Raw genomic sequence first — 15,581 nt, forward strand, 5'->3', positions numbered from 1 at the left:
ATGCCAGTCGTTGTCCGCATAATGATGCCACCCCATTCATCCTAGCTTTGAAGAGACAGCGTGATGCGTTTACGAACCCTGGCTGGTGCCCTGACACTGGTCGTTACTTCTGGTGCCTGGGCTCAGGTTTCCCTGATGGATGTCTATCATCAGGCTTTGGACAAAGATCCCGAAATTGCCGTGCAGCGGCTGAATCAAGAAAACGCGGCGGTGCAGGTGCAAAGTGGCTTGAGCCGACTGTTGCCGTCGGTGAATGCTGAAGCTGGCTGGAGTGCTTCCAGTGCGTGTGAAGCCAGAGGCCAAGCGGATTACCAGCTGAACCCAGACTTTGAAAACTGCCAAGCAGCGTCTGCCAGCATCAGTGTGTCGCAAAACCTCTTTGCGCTGGCGGCGGTCGATGCCTACAGCGCTTTGAAACTGAATGCGTCGCGCGTCGAAATCCAGACCGAAGCCGCCATGCAAGACTTGATGGTGCGCGTTGCCGAAGCTTATCTGAACGTTCTGCGTGCCCAGGATGCGCGCGATTCCATCGCTGCCCAGTTGGCCGCGGTTGAGCGTCAGTTCGAGCAGACCGAACAGCGTTATGAAGTCGGTCTGGTGACGGTGACCGATGTTATGGATGCCCAGGCGACACTGGATGAAACTCGTGTTGCCTTGATCCAGGCCCGCAACAGCGCCAGCACTGCGCTGCAGAATCTGTCAGTGCTGATCGGTGAAACGCCGGATTCGGTGCTCACACTCGGTGATGAGTTGCCCGTTGAAATGCCTGCCGAAGGCGAATTGAAGGACTGGGTCGATTTCGCCCTGGCCAATCATCCGGATGTGCTGGCGGCCGAACAGGGTCTGGCCTCGGGTCAGAAAGAACTGCAAGCGCGCCGTAATAACCGGCTGCCCGTATTGAGTGCTAACGCTAGCATGAGATACAGCGACCCGCTGGTTGATGGCACTGATTTCAGCGAACGAACCACGTCAACTGTGGCGCTGTCACTGTCGATACCCATTTACACTGGCGGTGCAACCTCCTCGGAAATTCTGACCACCGGTCTGAATAACAACATCGCCGAACAAAACCTGGAATTGCTTAAGCGCAGCATCAGCGTTCAGGTCACCAACCTCTACCATCAGGTGCAAACCGACGTGCAGAATATTCAGGCGCAGGCGCAGGTTGTGGCCTCTCGCGAAAGCGCGCTGGAAGCCACTCAGGTGGGTTACGAAGTCGGCACCCGTAACATTGTTGAAGTGCTCAATGCCCAGCAGGCGTTGTTCCAGGCGCGTCAGGCTTACTCCGAAGCGCGTTACAACTATGTGTTTGACCGTCTGCAATTGAAAGAAGCGGCCGGTCAGTTGAGTGAAGCCGATCTGGCAGGCTTGGAGATGTATCTTGTCCAACCCTGAAACGCTGATCGTTCATCATCTGGAGTATTCCCGCTCGCATCGGGTGCTCTGGTTGCTCGAGGAAATGGGTCGGTCTTATGAGGTGAAGCGGTATCCACGCAACGCCTCCTGGCTGGCGCCCAAGGAATTGCGCGACGTGCATCTTTTGGGCAAGTCGCCGGTGCTGACGCTGGATGATCGTACTCTGGCTGAAAGCGGCGCCATTCTGGAAAGCCTGGTTGAGGAGAACCCGGAATCCGGACTGGGCATTGCGCCGGGCGAGCCGGGCCGCAGTGATTACCTTTACTGGCTGCATTACGCCGAAGGCTCACTGATGCCGCTGATGGTCATGACCGTGGTGTTCCGTAAAATCCCGCAAGGCAAGATGCCGTTCTTTATCCGGCCCATTGCCCGCATGATCAGCCAGAAGGCGGTCGAGACTTTTTTGCGTCCTCAGGTCACTACTCACCTGAAGGTGCTCAATGACTGGCTCAAGGGTCGTGACTGGCTCGCTGGCGATAAGCTGACGGCGGCCGATATCCAGATGAGTTTCCCGCTGGAAGCGGCGGCCAGTCGTTTTGGCCTGGATGCCTATCCGGCACTGCAACACTATCTTGAGCGTTTGCGTGCTCGCCCGGCGTATCAGCGGGCGCTGGAAAAAGGCGGGCCGATGACGCCGGCTTGAAGCGTCGTTGTCCGCCAAAATAAACAAGCCCGCCTGAGCGGGCTTTTTTATTGCTGTGGTCTCAGTGCAGCAAGCGATATTGCGCGACTGCCTGGGCAATATCGCGACTGGCCTGTTCCAGTTGATTGCTGTCGTTGATCAGGTCGCTCATGTCACGGCCGGTTTGCTGAGCGGTATCGTGAATGCGTTCGACGCTGGCGCGAATGGTTTCGGTGGCCTGCTCCTGAATGCGGACGGTGTCAGCCACTGAATGGCTGATCTGGTTCATGCCATCGATGGCTTCGTGAATCAGTTGCAAGGCACGGCCGGTGTTGTCGATGGTTTCGGTGCTGCTGTTGGCCTGTTCAACACCGTCGCTGATGGCGGTTTTAACGCGCTCGGCATCAGCGCGTAATTGCTCGATCAAACCGCTGATGCGCAAGGTCGATTGTTGCGTTTGTTTTGCCAGGCTGCGCACTTCACCGGCAACCACCGCAAAACCACGACCGCTGTCGCCGGCGCGGGCCGCTTCGATGGCGGCGTTGAGCGCCAGTAAATTGGTCTGTTCGGCGATGGTGTTGATCATGGTGGTGACATCACCGACATCGATAATGCGCTGATCCAGATGGCCCAACAGTTCAGCGGCTTTGTTGATGCTTGTTTTCATGGTTGCCACCGCCGTGCCTGCGGTGGCAATGGTACCGGCCGTGCCCTGCATTTCCGAACTGGCCCGATCGGACACCTCATTGACCTCGGCGGTCTGAAGGGTGATGGCCTTTAACTGTTCGTGCAGCGCCTGGACCGATTCGCCGATCGCCTGACTGTTGCTTTCCTGCTCGGCCAGACGAGCACGGGTCTGCTGATTGAATTCCAGCAGGGCGCGGACGCTTTTATCGACCTCGGTCGAGGTCAGCGCCATGCGGCGCATATTGCCTTCGAACTGATCCATCATGGCGTTGAAACAGGCCGCCACTTCACCGGCTTCGCTGCCGATTTCCACCTCGACCCGGGTCGACAGATCCTTGCTTTCAATGACGCTCTGCATGGCGCGCAAGGTATCGAGCCAACTGTTGGACGCGCCGTGTTCGGATACATTCAAACCCTGTACTTCGAAGGCTTCGGACACACGCAGCATCCTGGTCGCTTTCAGCGCCAGGAACAAAATAAAACCGGTGCCCAGAGACCACAACAACACCGCGCCAACGCCCAGTGCCTGCACACCAAGCTGTGCCATCATGCCGTGATTGAGGTTTTCCACCGGTGCTAGAAAAGCCAACGCCAGGGTGCCCCAGGCGCCGGCAAAACCGTGGACAGCAACCGCACTAACGGGATCGTCCAGCTTGCAGATACGCAGCAAGAATTCGCTGGCGAAATGGGCGATCAAACCTCCACAGGCACCAATGATGACCGCTCCAATGGGATGCAGTACCGCGCAACCGGCGGTGACCGCGACCAGACCACCGAGCACGCCATTGAGAATCAGCTCAATGCGAATCACCGGGCTGATCAGTCGACCGAGCACCAAACAGACTGCACCACCAGCCGCAGCGGCCAGGGTGGTGTTAAACAGAATGCCCGGCACGGCGCTGCTGAACGCCAGCTCACTGCCGCCGTTAAAACCGAACCAGCCAAACCAAAGAATGAAGACACCGAGCGTGGTGAGCAGCAGGTCGTGTCCCATCATAGGGCTGACTTTGCCGTCGGCGGTGAAACGCCCAAAGCGTGGTCCCAGCACGATGATGCCCGCCAGTGCCAACCAGGCGCCGGTGGAGTGCACCACGGTAGAACCGGCGAAATCGATAAAACCGCGTTGCGCCAGCCAGCCGTCGCCGTTCCAGATCCAGTGGCCGACCAGCGGATAAATCAGCGCGGCGATGACCACCGAAATAATCAGATAACCGCTGAAATGCATGCGCTCGGCCACGGCGCCGGAGACGATGGTGGCGGCGGTACCGGCAAACATCATCTGGAACAAAAAGAACATGATGTCGAAGGGTGCGTGGCTGTCGCTGAAAAAGAAATCGCTGGTGCCGAACCAACCGCCGACCGAGCTGCCAAACATCAGGGCGTAACCGATCATCCAGAAACCGATTACCGACAACAGCAGGTCGGACATGTTCTTGACCGCGACATTAAAGCTGTTCTTTTTACGGATTGAACCGGTCTCCAGCAGGCAGAAACCGGCCTGCATAAAGAACACCAGAACGGCGCTGATGCCGATCCACAGCAAATCGAGCTTGGCGTCGACATCCAACTCAGGCAAATCCGCAGCCTGAACCGATGCACTGAAACCAAGGATGAATATTATTAAAGCAAGTAGGGAACGCCCAGGGCGGCGCATCGGGGGTGAAGGCAAAATAAACATCGCTCGTCCTCAAACAACGGGGCGGGTCTGGTGAGTTTGAACAGCGCGAGCGTATCGTTGGAAGTCCCTGTCGTTCTGGGGACAGTGGCCGAGCAAGATTACTCGACTGGTTCTGTGTTGGACAGTATTTTGGCGGCAAATGGATTAATAATTGACCAGTGTCATCTGGTCGCCGGAACATTGGCGACCAGCCGGATTCCATCTAAACCAGAGCAGCCTCCATGCGACCCAGCCAATACCCTCAATTGTGCGCCCTGGCGCGCCGTCTTTTAGTCGATGCCAGTGAGGTTGAAGACGTGGTGCAGGACGCCTATCTGGCGGCGTTTGAAGTTGGACGAGTGGATTTTGAAACGCAGGAAACGCGCCAATGGCTGGTGGGTACGGTGCGCAATAAAGCGCGGATGGCCGCTCGGACAAAGCGGCGTCGACAAAACCGTGAAACGCTTTGGGCGAACGAACATTCACAGCTGGAAGCGCCGGACCCAACCGACATGGCTGCTTGGCTTGGCCGTCTGACGCCAGCCTTGAAAGCCGTCGCGCTGCTGGCGTTGTCCGGTCACAGCCGTCGTGAAATCCAGTATTTGCTGAGGCTGAGCGATACCAGTCTGCGTCAGCGAATTGTGGTGTTGAAACAGCAGGCCCGGCGGCAGCAACTGACAATCCCGGTCGATTTACCCGGTTTGCTGCCGGGGCTGGCGTACGGCCGGATTCGGCAAGCGCTGTTGTCGAAGTTGTTTTATCGCGGTGGTGCTTTGGCCAGTCACGACCCGGATGGCCATCTTTTTGTTATTCGCGGCTCACAAATGCCTGCTTGGCGGCAATAAGGCCATGAACCCACAACAAGGAAACCACCATGAGCTTCAAACCCAAAAGCGCCAGCATCGTCTATTACGTCAGCGATATTGCGCGCACCGAGAAGTTTTATAACGAAACCCTGGCGCTCGATTTGCAACGCATGGAAGGTGCCGAGCCGTTCTGGTTGCAAGGCCAATTGAGCAATGGCCTGGATTTGATCTTCTTCGAGATGGAAGGCGAGCGCGGCAATACCCCGGCTGTTGTTTTTGAAGTGGATGACGGCGGCATCGACGACATCGTCGCTGAGCTTGCGGACGCGGGCGTAACCATAGTGACGCCGGTATCCGAAGCACCGGGTGGCTGGAGTGCCGACTTTCTGGACCCGGATGGCTTTGGTCTGGGCTTGTGGCAATCCGGCGAACTGCCGCGATCGTTAAAACCCTGAGTTCAGTTGGTCAGCAGCGGCCAGTCCAGGCGGTCATTCGCTGGACTGGCTTTTTTGTTTGACTCGTTCGGCAATCTTCCTCATTATAAATTCGAGAGGTAAATTAAAAACAACAACAATGGCCCTGATCCGGGCCGTCGATACGAGAGGACCCACCATGTCGACCTATTTCAGCGAGATCGAGCCGGTTCGCTACGAAGGCCCCGACTCCGACAATCCCCTGGCTTTCCATCATTACGACGCCGAACGAGTGGTACTGGGTAAAACCCTGGCGGAACAACTGCGCTTTGCGGTCTGTTACTGGCACAGCTTCTGCTGGGACGGTTTTGATGTGTTCGGTGAAGGCACCTTTGACCGGCCCTGGCACAAGGGCGCGGAGCCGATGGCGCTGGCGCATCAGAAAATGGATGTGGCGTTTGAATTTTTCACCAAAGTTGGCGCGCCGTTCTGGACCTTCCACGACTACGACATCGCCCCGGAAGGCGACAGCATTCGTGAAAGCCGCCGCAACTTCGATGAAATGATTGAACGCGCCGAAGCCAAGCAAGCCGAAACCGGCATGAAACTGCTTTGGGGCACGGCCAAGAATTTCGGTGCCAAGCGTTATATGGCCGGCGCGGCGACCAATCCCAATCCGGAAGTCTTCGCTTATGCGGCTTCGCAGGTACAGCATGCGATGTCTGCAACCCACCGTCTCGGTGGCGCTAATTATGTGCTCTGGGGCGGTCGTGAAGGTTACGAAACGCTGCTCAATACCGACCTCAAACGTGAGCAGGAACAGCTCGGTCGCTTTATGCAGATGGTGGTTGAGTACAAGCATAAGATCGGTTTCAAAGGCACCTTGCTGATCGAGCCCAAGCCGCAGGAGCCGACCAAACATCAGTACGATTACGATTCCGCCACCGTCTTTGGTTTCCTGCAGAAGTACGGTCTGGAAAAAGAGATCAAGGTGAACATCGAAGTGAACCACGCCACTCTGGCCGGTCATACCTTCGAGCACGAAATTGCCACCGCCGGATCGTTGGGCATTTTAGGTTCGGTCGATGCCAACCGCGGTGATCACCAGAACGGCTGGGATACCGATCAGTTCCCCAACTCGGTCGAGGAAATGACGCTGGCCTGTTACCACATTATCCAGGCGGGCGGTTTCACCACCGGCGGTTTTAATTTCGATACCAAGCTGCGCCGTACCTCCATCGACCCGAGCGATCTGTTCCATGCGCATGTCGGCGCTATGGATGTGCTGGCACTGGCCTTCACCAAGGCGGCCGAACTGGTCGAGCAGAAGACGCTCAGCGACTTTGTCGAGCAGCGTTACGCGGGCTGGCAGGGTGACCTGGGGCGCAACATCCTGGGTGGCAAATGGGATCTGGAAGCGGTTGCCAATTACGCCGTTGAGCAGAACCTGAAACCGGAACCGGTATCGAGCCATCAGGAAATGCTGGAGAACCGGGTTAACCGGGTGATCTATAAATAACTCTGGCTGAACGGCTCTCTGCCCAGTCGTCTGGCGTTGCCCTATACTGCGCCAGACGACTAAAGAGAGCCGATTGATGACCGAACAAAGGCTGAGTGATTTTATACCGTCTCCGGTTTTAGCGGTGGCGGCGACTTACCTTGATGCCGGGCACGAGACCGATGTCTATATCTGCGGCGCCCAGTTGCGTGCAGATAATGAACTGGAGCTGCGTTTTGCCCGTGGCCATCGGTTAACGCCGGGCGCACGCATCACCATCCATCTGGATAATCGCACCGGTGTGTCGGAATACGATGCGCAATTGCGCGTCTATCGTCTGTCTTACAAAGGGCAGGTGGTGCGTCTGGATGACAATCGGGTGTTGGTCCGGCCGGTGGAATTTCAGGTGTTTTACGGGCTGTCGGTGGTGCTGGAATATCAGCAATCCGGTTATCAATTTCCGCAAGATGCGCGACCCGAGCAGGCGTTACCGCCAACGCCGATGACGCAGTTACCGGACATCGATAACGATGAACGCGACAACAAAGTCGGCGTATTGGTCACCCATGCCGAGCAGCAACCGCACACCACGGTGATGGCGTTTTTGTCGACCGAAGCGGACGATATTTTCTTTATTACCTTTCCCAGTACTTTCAAATCCGCCTTGCTTAAACGCGATAACCGCTGTCTCTTTGCCATCGACAACCGCGCGACCTACGCCTTTGAGCAGGCCATTGAATGGAATTACAGCATTATCAGCGGGCACGCCTTTGATGTGCCGAAGGACACGCCGCTGTTTCGCACGGTGCAGGAAGCCTTTATCGCTAAAAACCCCTGGGAAGTCGGGTTTTTCAGCAATCCGGAAGTGGAAATGTTTCATCTGCGCGCCGAACATCTGATCTGTCCGGCACCGCGTCGGCGCGGTGAATAAAGCGCGCCGCGGCGGCTTAGCGGAAGTGTTTCAATGCCAGCGCGATGATGCCTTTGCCGGTCATATCCTGGGACCAGGGGTAGGGATCGATATCGGCGCGGCCGATCAGTTCCGGAATCAACGAATCGTCGATGCCTTCGACAATACCCGCCTGCATCTGCTCATAGGCACGCACACCCGGACCGGTAACCACGACTTTCTGCGGACTCAGCAAGGCCAGGATATTGGCAATGCCAAAGCCCAGCGCCTTGCCGGCCTGATGAAATAAACGGCTGGCCGCGGCATCCCCTTCGATCGCCAACTGCGTCAGTCGACCCATCTGTTTTTCCGAGGGGTGACGGCGGTCGGTAGCGGGTAAATCCATCACGGCGCTGGCGTCGCGATAGAGCGCATAGTCGGCCACATAGGCTTCGATGCAGCCGCGTTTGCCACAGGCGCACTGCGGGCCTTCGTGACTGAATTTGGTGTGGCCGAACTCAGCGGCGGCGCCAAAATGACCGCTGTAAAGTTCACCGCCGACGATCAAACCACCGCCCACACCGTAGCCGATCATGATCACCGCGAAGTCGCGGCAATTGGCGTAGTCCGGCTGTTTGTGAATGGCGTAGGCGATGCAGTTGGCGTCGTTGGCTAATTCGACCGGGCAGTTGAAGGCTTCTTCCAGCGCCCGGGTCAGATTGACGTGACGCATGTTCAGCGCCGGGCTCCACACCACATCGCCGGCGTGCACATCGACAAAACCCTGAATGGCGATGCCCAGACTGACCAGGCGTTGCGCCTGCTGAGGATAATCCGCCATAAACCGCTTGGCCTGGCTGACCAGCATTTCATTGAGTGAATCCTGATTGTGGGCCTGGGTTTTCGCGGTGACCACGCTTTCGGCCAGGATGTTGCCTTTGAGATCACCAAGCATCAGCCGGATTTCGTTGATCGACAGCTTGATGCCCAGCACACAGGCGTGATTCGGATTCAGGTCGATCAGCACCCGGGGGCGGCCACGTCCGGTGCTCGGCGTCGGCGCCTGCACTTCCTCAATCACGCCTTCGCCGGCCAGCTCAGAGGTGATAGCGGTGACCGTTGCCGGGCTCAGTTTGGTAATGCGGCCAATATCGACGCGGGCCACCGGGCCGAAAACACGCAGTGCATTGATGATATCGACGCGGTTAGCGGCGCGGATCTGTTCGGTGTCGGTCTTCTTCATGCAGCCGGCTCTAAGGTTTTTCGGACAAGTCGGCCAGTTTAGGGTTTCGATACTTTTTAGTCGACTCTCGAAAATATTTTGACATCGCAAAGGCGGTTATGGTCTATTTAGTTTGAGACTTAAATTTAGTGGCAACACCGCTAAAGTCCCGAAGCGTTGCCAGACGCTTACTTGGTAAAACAAAGACAATAAAACCAAGGGGAGCCTCGCATGCCTTGCATAGAGCTTCCCAGGAGGACCGACCATGACTCGCTTTAAGACCCTGCTGCCGGCTTCGCTGGCGGCTTTCAGCCTGGCTGCCGCAGCCGTCAGCGTGCAAGCGGAAGAAGTAGTGAACGTCTTGCACAACCAGCAAGATGAAAAAATCCGCGCTGCCTGGGAAGAGATCCGCCAGGATTTCGAAGCCCAGCACCCGGACATTCAGGTCAATCTGGAATTCCAGGACGACTCGGCCATGAAGCAACGCCTGCCGACGCTGCTGCAATCGTCCGCCAAACCGCATCTGTACTGGAGCTTCGGCGGTGCCAACTATCGCACCCGTGCCACTTCCGGTTTGCTTGCCGACATCACCGATCAGGCCGATGGCCTGCGTGAGAACATCTCACCGGGAGCCCTGTCCGCCTTTGAAATCGACGGCCGTCTGTATGGCGCGCCTTACCGACTGGCTCAGGTCGGTTTCTGGTACAACAAGCGACTGTTCGAACAGGCCGGGGTGTCGGCTGACGACATCGAAACCTGGGATGACTTCCTGGAAGTCGTTCAGGAAATCAAAGACGCCGGCATTACGCCGATCGCCGCCGGTGGTGGTGAGCGCTGGCCGCTGCACTTCTACTGGACTTACCTGGCCATGCGCATCGGTGGTCAGGAACTGTTTAACGACATCCTCGCCGACGAAGCCAGCTTCGAAAATCCGGCTTATGTTCGCGCCGGTGTTGAACTGCAACGGCTCGCTGATCTGGATCCGTTCCAGCCAGGCTATCTGGGTGCCAAGTACAACGAAGCGGCGAACGTCTTCGGTAATCACCAGGCCGCTATTCATCTGATGGGTGAGTGGGACATCGGCGTGCAGCGTTCGGAAAGTGAAAGTGGCGAAGGCGTCAGCGATGCCGACCTCGGTTACTTCAGCTTCCCGGCTGTTGAAGGCGGTGACGGCGACCCCAGCGCGACTCTGGGCGGTGTTGATGGCTGGGCCTTTACCGCAGGCAATGGCACCGACGCGGCGGTCGAATGGCTGACCTTCTTCCTGTCGCCGGAAAACCAGGCCAAATTGGCCGAGCAGGACATCATCATCCCGGTGGCCCGTGGTGCGGAAAGCTCGGTGCAGAACCCGCACATGAAGGTGATTGCCGAAAACATCGCCCGCTCATCCTGGCATCAGGTGTTCTGGGATCAGGCCCTGGGTGCTGATGTCGGCGGTGTGATCAACGACATTTCCGCCGAGCTGACCTCTGGCGACGAAGATCCGGAAGGCGCGGTTGAGCGCATCCAGGAAGCCTGGGATTTCCGTTAATCGGTCGTTGCTATAAACAATAAAAATCACCGGCGCTGTCTGCTCGTTAAAGCGACAGGCAGCGACCGGTAGCACTATTTAGGTCACGCTGTCGCACTACTTAGGTCACGCTCATGAGCACCCAGATTTTGCCGTCGCATTCGTCCGGCTGGCGCCAACGCCTGAACAGTTGGTTTTACCGCAATAACTCCGGTGGCCGGCTGACAACCTTGCTGCTGTTTTTGCCGCCGGCGCTGACGGTATTTACGCTCTTTGTCATTCTGCCCATCAGCGAATCCGGTATTTATTCCTTCTTTCGCTGGAACGGTTTTACCGAACTGTCCGAAGGCGGTCGCTGGGTGGGGCTGCGCAATTTTGCGCAAATGCTGCAACACGATGTGTTTCATGTAGCGGTCTGGAACACCATAAAAATTGTGCTGATTTCTCTGGCCATCCAGTTGCCACTGGCGATGGCCGTGGCGCTCGCTGTGGCGTCAAAAAGCCGGGTCAACAATCTGTTCCGGTTGATCTTCTTTCTGCCCTTTATTCTTGCTGACGTCGTTGCCGGTCTGATCTGGCGTTTTATTTACGACGGCGGTACCGGCCTGGTTGCGGCCATCACCGGCTTTTTTAATATGGACGCCTTTTATCCGCTGGCCGATTCCGACTGGGCCTTCAATGCCATTCTGGTGGTGGTGATCTGGAAGTATTTTGGTTACCACATGATGATTTATATCGCCGGTTTGCAGGGCATTTCCGATGACATGATTGAAGCCGCCAAGCTCGATGGTGCGAGTCCCTGGAAAATCATCACCAAGGTTAAGCTGCCGTTGATCTGGCCGGCGATTCGCTTATCGATTTTCTTCAGCGTGATAGGTGCGTTGCAGTTTTTCGAAATGGCGATGCCACTGGTGCAATCCGGTGGCCCGGGCGGTTCGGCGCACACCATCGTCACCTATCTCTATGAGTTCGGCATCGTGCGTACGCGCGTCGGTTTTGGCAGCGCCGTTGCCGTGGTGCTGTTTTTGGCCTGCGCTGTGTTTGCTTTCAGTTATCAGCGCTTTGTCATGCGCCAGCGCGACTAGGAGACCCTTATGACCGCAAACACCCAACTGGAAATCGGTTATTCGGCGCGCCTGGCTCGCTGGGGCCTGATGCTGATCACCGCTGTTTTCGTGCTGTTGCCGTTCTGGATCACGGTGCTCGGTGGGTTTAAAACTCAGGGCGAGCTGCGCGCCAATCCGCTCGGCTTACCGGAAGTCTGGCAGACCAGCGCCTACTGGGACATTCTGATCAGTCCCGATACCTGGCGCATGCTCGGTAACTCCGTTTTGATCACCGGCTTTACCGTGGCGCTGGTGTTGATACTGGCATCGATGCTGGCGTTTACTTTTTCGCACATCAAATTCGCTGGCCGCAATTACCTCTATTCGTACGTCATCCTGGGCATGATGTTTCCCGGTGCGACGGCGATTTTGCCCTTGTTTATCAAGATTCGGGATCTGGGTCTGCTCGATACCTACGCCGGTGTCATTCTGCCGCAAGTGGCTTTTGGCCTGGCCATGAGTGTGCTTTTGTTCCGAACTTTTTTTGAACAATTACCCAAGGATTTATTCGAGGCAGCGCTGGTCGATGGCTGCGGTTACGGCCGCTTTTTCTGGCGCATTGTGATTCCGTTGTCACAACCGATATTGGCGACCGTGGGCGTTTTTGTTCTGGTGCAAAGTTGGAACAATTACATCTTTCCGCTGATCATGCTGAATGATTCAGCGGTTTATCCATGGCCGCTCGGCTTGATGGAATTTCGCGGTCAATACGGCGCTGAATGGAATCGCATTCTGGCCTATATCACCATCACCATTTTGCCAGCGGTGGTGTTCTTTTTATTCGCCCAAAAATACATCGTTGCCGGTTTGACCGGTGGCGCTGTCAAAGGTTAGTGGAGTTTCGATGAGCACTGATATTCGCATTCAAAATCCGATTCTTCCGGGCTTTAATCCGGACCCGTCCATTTGCCGCGTCGGCTCGGATTATTACATCGCCACATCCACCTTTGAGTGGTATCCGGGTGTGCAGATTCATCACTCCAAAGACCTGGTGAACTGGACTCTGGTAGCGCGGCCGCTGAACCGTCCGGACTTGCTCGACATGCGTGGCAACCCCGATTCCTGTGGTGTTTGGGCACCCTGTTTAACCTACAGCGATGGCTTGTTTTATCTGGTCTATACCGATGTAAAACGCCACAAGGGTGACGCCAAAGACGCTCATAATTACATCACCACATGCGCCAGCATTGATGGCGACTGGAGTGCTCCGGTTTATGTCAATTCCAGTGGCTTTGATCCGTCGCTGTTTCATGACGATGACGGCCGTAAATGGTTCGTGAATATGCTCTGGGATTACCGGCCGGGAAAACCCTCGTTCGGCGGCATTGTGCTGCAGGAATTAAACGCCGAAACACTGCAGCCTTTTGGCCCGGTGCGAAACATTTTTCATGGCAGCAACCTGGGCATGGAAGAAGGACCGCATCTGTATAAACGGGGTGGTTATTATTATTTGCTCACCGCCGAAGGTGGCACCGAATACGATCATGCCTGCACCTTGGCACGGTCGCGCAATATCGACGGTCCGTACGAACTGCATCCGCTGACGCACATCACTACGGCGCGTACTAATCCGCAAGCGCATTTGCAGCGCGCCGGCCATGGTGACTGGGTAGAAACCGCCGAGGGTGAGACCTTTTTGGTGCATCTGTGCAGCCGGCCGTTGCGCAATCGTGGTCGCAGTCCGCTCGGTCGTGAAACGGCGATTCAGCGTCTGGAGTGGCGCGACGATGGCTGGCCCTGGCCGCTCGATGGTGACCCGACACCGAGAGTGGAAGTGCTACCGCCGAAAGGCGTCGAGGTTCATAAAACCCCGCAACCGCGAGATGAAGTCAGCGATTTTTCCAGCGCCGAACTGCCCATGGCTTTTCAATGGCTGCGCACGCCTTATCCTGATCAGCTGTTTAGCCTGACTGAACGTCCGGGCTATTTGCGTCTTTATGGTCGTGAATCTTTGGGCAGTCTATATCGCTCGGCCCTGGTGGCGCGGCGTCAGCAGGCGCATCAATTTACCGCGACCACGACCTTGGAGTTCGAGCCGGAACATTTCCAGCAGATGGCTGGCCTGGTGTGTTACTACAACTCGCGCAAATACCACTATCTGTACGTCAGTTCTGATGAGCAGCTTGGTCGCTGTCTGGCGGTCATGAGTTGTCAGGGGGACAGTAACGGCCATGCGCTTTATCCGCTCGGTGCGTCGCCCATTGCCTTACCACCGGGGCCGATTCGATTGCGTGCCGAGGTCCATTTCGAGCATCTGTATTTTTCCTTTGCCGTAGCCGGCGGTGACTGGCAGCGGCTGCCGTTAAAGCTGGAACATTCCTGGCTCAGCGACGAAGCCGGAACCGGCGCGGGCAATAATTTTACCGGTGCCTTTGTCGGTATGGCGGCTCAGGATCTGGCCGGTACAGCCGGCGTGGCCGACTTTGCGGATTTTCATTATCAGGAGCGTGATTAAAGGGTTGTCTTTGGCTTCGTTCGTCCTGCGGTGCCACCTGGCCCGGCTTGTCTCAGGGAAGACGGCCGGGTCTTTTTTATTCCAGAGGCGAATAAAAACATGAAGGAACTGCCTAAAAAACGAACTAATACCAAAGTTATTGGCCTTTCTATTGACTGTGATGGCCCTTTTCGAAAAGAATAAATTCGCGTAATAAAAATAATATCGAAGCTCTCCTTCGATGGCTGTAGCGCAATAACAACAACAAAGCAGACAAGCTAGGAGCAATTCATGAAACGTACGCTGATCGCACTCGGCCTGAGTGTTTGTGCCCTTCCCGTCCTTGCCCACGACATCACCATTGGCGTGTCCTGGTCCAACTTCCAGGAAGAACGCTGGAAAACTGACGAGGCCGCCATCAAAGGCGCGCTTGATCGCCTCGGTGCCGATTATATTTCTGCCGATGCACAGTCATCGGCAGCCAAGCAATTGACCGATGTAGAAAGCCTGATCGCCAATGGCGCCGATGCGCTGATCATCCTGGCGCAGGACTCCAGTGCCATTGGTCCGGCGGTTCAGGCCGCTGCCGATGAAGGCATTCCGGTGGTCGGTTACGACCGTCTGATCGAAAACCCCGATGCGTTCTATCTGACCTTCGACAACCGCGAAGTGGGTCGTTTGCAGGCGCGTGCTGTGTTTGAACAACAGCCGACCGGTAATTATGTGTTTATCAAAGGCTCGCCAGCCGATCCCAATGCCGACTTCCTGCACGCTGGTCAATTGGATGTGCTGCAAGGCGCCATCGATAGCGGTGCGATTCGCAATGTCGGTGAAGCCTATACCGATGGCTGGATTCCGGCCAATGCGCAACGCAACATGGAGCAGTTCCTGACGGCCAACAACAACAATGTCGATGCCGTCGTTGCCTCTAACGATGGTACCGCCGGTGGTGTGGTCTCGGCGCTGTCTGCCCAAGGTCTGGATGGTGTTGTGCCGGTCTCTGGTCAGGATGGTGACCACGCGGCGCTGAACCGTATCGCGTTGGGCACTCAGACTGTTTCAGTTTGGAAAGATGCCCGTGAGCTGGGTAAAGCCGCCGCCAACATTGCCTTCCTGATGGCAAGCGGTACTCCGCTGGAAGATGTACCGGGTGCCACCACCTGGAGCGATGGTCCCAATGGCGTGACCATGAACGCCATCTTCCTGGCGCCGTTGCCGATTACCCGCAATAACCTGAACGAAGTGATCGACGCCGGCTGGGTTGATCGTGCGACTGTTTGCCAGGGCGTGCCCTCTGGTCAGGTCGCTGTCTGTAACTGAG

13 protein-coding genes are annotated in these 15,581 nt (G+C 56.5%); 11 read left to right on the plus strand and 2 right to left on the minus strand.

The window, feature by feature from the left end; translation table 11 throughout:
• Window positions 1–63 precede the first annotated feature (63 nt).
• Both ABMA60_RS08755 and ABMA60_RS08760 read left to right on the plus strand, forming a co-directional pair.
• On the plus strand, window positions 64–1,395 hold the full coding sequence (locus ABMA60_RS08755) for a TolC family outer membrane protein (protein WP_392801643.1): 1,332 nt from the start codon (window positions 64–66) through the stop codon (window positions 1,393–1,395).
• Window positions 1,382–2,059, plus strand: a complete 678-nt coding sequence (locus tag ABMA60_RS08760; RefSeq protein WP_392801645.1) for a glutathione S-transferase — start codon at window positions 1,382–1,384, stop codon at window positions 2,057–2,059. Before ABMA60_RS08755 ends, ABMA60_RS08760 begins: the two co-directional genes overlap by 14 nt.
• 61 nt (window positions 2,060–2,120) lie before the next feature.
• Here the strand turns inward: ABMA60_RS08760 and amt are convergent, their stop codons facing one another.
• On the minus strand, window positions 2,121–4,301 hold the full coding sequence (gene amt / locus ABMA60_RS08765; protein WP_392801648.1) for an ammonium transporter: 2,181 nt from the start codon (window positions 4,299–4,301) through the stop codon (window positions 2,121–2,123).
• A 323-nt stretch (window positions 4,302–4,624) separates the two neighbouring features.
• On the opposite strand from amt, the gene ABMA60_RS08770 reads away from it, so the two are divergent.
• The 4 genes from ABMA60_RS08770 (at window position 4,625) to ABMA60_RS08785 (ending at window position 8,030) form a co-directional block, all read left to right on the plus strand.
• Window positions 4,625–5,227: an RNA polymerase sigma factor gene (locus tag ABMA60_RS08770; RefSeq protein WP_392801650.1), complete on the plus strand. Its 603-nt coding sequence runs from the start codon at window positions 4,625–4,627 to the stop codon at window positions 5,225–5,227.
• Between the two features lie 29 nt (window positions 5,228–5,256).
• Window positions 5,257–5,643, plus strand: coding sequence for a VOC family protein (locus ABMA60_RS08775; RefSeq protein WP_392801652.1), 387 nt, complete (start codon window positions 5,257–5,259; stop codon window positions 5,641–5,643).
• A 157-nt stretch (window positions 5,644–5,800) separates the two neighbouring features.
• The gene (xylA, locus tag ABMA60_RS08780; RefSeq protein WP_392801654.1) at window positions 5,801–7,120 is read left to right on the plus strand and encodes a xylose isomerase; all 1,320 of its coding nucleotides are present in this window, start codon (window positions 5,801–5,803) and stop codon (window positions 7,118–7,120) included.
• 76 nt (window positions 7,121–7,196) lie between these two features.
• Window positions 7,197–8,030 carry a hypothetical protein gene (locus ABMA60_RS08785; RefSeq protein WP_392801657.1) on the plus strand — a complete coding sequence of 278 codons (834 nt, stop codon included), beginning with the start codon at window positions 7,197–7,199 and terminating at the stop codon, window positions 8,028–8,030.
• 16 nt (window positions 8,031–8,046) lie between these two features.
• Here the strand turns inward: ABMA60_RS08785 and ABMA60_RS08790 are convergent, their stop codons facing one another.
• Window positions 8,047–9,231, minus strand: a complete 1,185-nt coding sequence (locus ABMA60_RS08790; protein ID WP_392801659.1) for an ROK family protein — start codon at window positions 9,229–9,231, stop codon at window positions 8,047–8,049.
• Window positions 9,232–9,475: 244 nt separating this feature from the next.
• Here ABMA60_RS08790 and ABMA60_RS08795 point away from each other — a divergent pair, with 244 nt between their 5' ends.
• The 5 genes from ABMA60_RS08795 (at window position 9,476) to xylF (ending at window position 15,580) form a co-directional block, all read left to right on the plus strand.
• On the plus strand, window positions 9,476–10,741 hold the full coding sequence (locus ABMA60_RS08795; RefSeq protein WP_392801662.1) for an extracellular solute-binding protein: 1,266 nt from the start codon (window positions 9,476–9,478) through the stop codon (window positions 10,739–10,741).
• Between the two features lie 113 nt (window positions 10,742–10,854).
• Window positions 10,855–11,805 (plus strand): carbohydrate ABC transporter permease, encoded by a 951-nt coding sequence (locus ABMA60_RS08800; protein ID WP_392801665.1) that lies wholly within the window; start codon window positions 10,855–10,857, stop codon window positions 11,803–11,805.
• A gap of 9 nt (window positions 11,806–11,814) precedes the next feature.
• The gene (locus tag ABMA60_RS08805) at window positions 11,815–12,660 is read left to right on the plus strand and encodes a carbohydrate ABC transporter permease (RefSeq protein WP_392801668.1); all 846 of its coding nucleotides are present in this window, start codon (window positions 11,815–11,817) and stop codon (window positions 12,658–12,660) included.
• A gap of 10 nt (window positions 12,661–12,670) precedes the next feature.
• Window positions 12,671–14,281, plus strand: a complete 1,611-nt coding sequence (locus ABMA60_RS08810) for a glycoside hydrolase family 43 protein (RefSeq protein WP_392801671.1) — start codon at window positions 12,671–12,673, stop codon at window positions 14,279–14,281.
• A gap of 270 nt (window positions 14,282–14,551) precedes the next feature.
• Window positions 14,552–15,580, plus strand: coding sequence for a D-xylose ABC transporter substrate-binding protein (gene xylF, locus ABMA60_RS08815; protein ID WP_392801673.1), 1,029 nt, complete (start codon window positions 14,552–14,554; stop codon window positions 15,578–15,580).
• Window position 15,581: the final 1 nt, after the last annotated feature.

This window comes from Saccharospirillum sp. HFRX-2 (assembly GCF_043196805.1).
Classification (GTDB): domain Bacteria; phylum Pseudomonadota; class Gammaproteobacteria; order Pseudomonadales; family Natronospirillaceae; genus Saccharospirillum.

Coding starts and splice junctions, on each gene's coding strand:
- ABMA60_RS08755 (WP_392801643.1), top strand. CDS start 64: ATGCGTTTACGAACCCTGGCTGGTGCCCTGACACTGGTCGTTACTTCT.
- ABMA60_RS08770 (WP_392801650.1), top strand. CDS start 4,625: ATGCGACCCAGCCAATACCCTCAATTGTGCGCCCTGGCGCGCCGTCTT.
- xylA (WP_392801654.1), top strand. CDS start 5,801: ATGTCGACCTATTTCAGCGAGATCGAGCCGGTTCGCTACGAAGGCCCC.
- xylF (WP_392801673.1), top strand. CDS start 14,552: ATGAAACGTACGCTGATCGCACTCGGCCTGAGTGTTTGTGCCCTTCCC.
- ABMA60_RS08810 (WP_392801671.1), top strand. CDS start 12,671: ATGAGCACTGATATTCGCATTCAAAATCCGATTCTTCCGGGCTTTAAT.
- ABMA60_RS08785 (WP_392801657.1), top strand. CDS start 7,197: ATGACCGAACAAAGGCTGAGTGATTTTATACCGTCTCCGGTTTTAGCG.
- ABMA60_RS08790 (WP_392801659.1), bottom strand. CDS start 9,231: ATGAAGAAGACCGACACCGAACAGATCCGCGCCGCTAACCGCGTCGAT.
- ABMA60_RS08805 (WP_392801668.1), top strand. CDS start 11,815: ATGACCGCAAACACCCAACTGGAAATCGGTTATTCGGCGCGCCTGGCT.
- ABMA60_RS08800 (WP_392801665.1), top strand. CDS start 10,855: ATGAGCACCCAGATTTTGCCGTCGCATTCGTCCGGCTGGCGCCAACGC.
- ABMA60_RS08795 (WP_392801662.1), top strand. CDS start 9,476: ATGACTCGCTTTAAGACCCTGCTGCCGGCTTCGCTGGCGGCTTTCAGC.
- ABMA60_RS08775 (WP_392801652.1), top strand. CDS start 5,257: ATGAGCTTCAAACCCAAAAGCGCCAGCATCGTCTATTACGTCAGCGAT.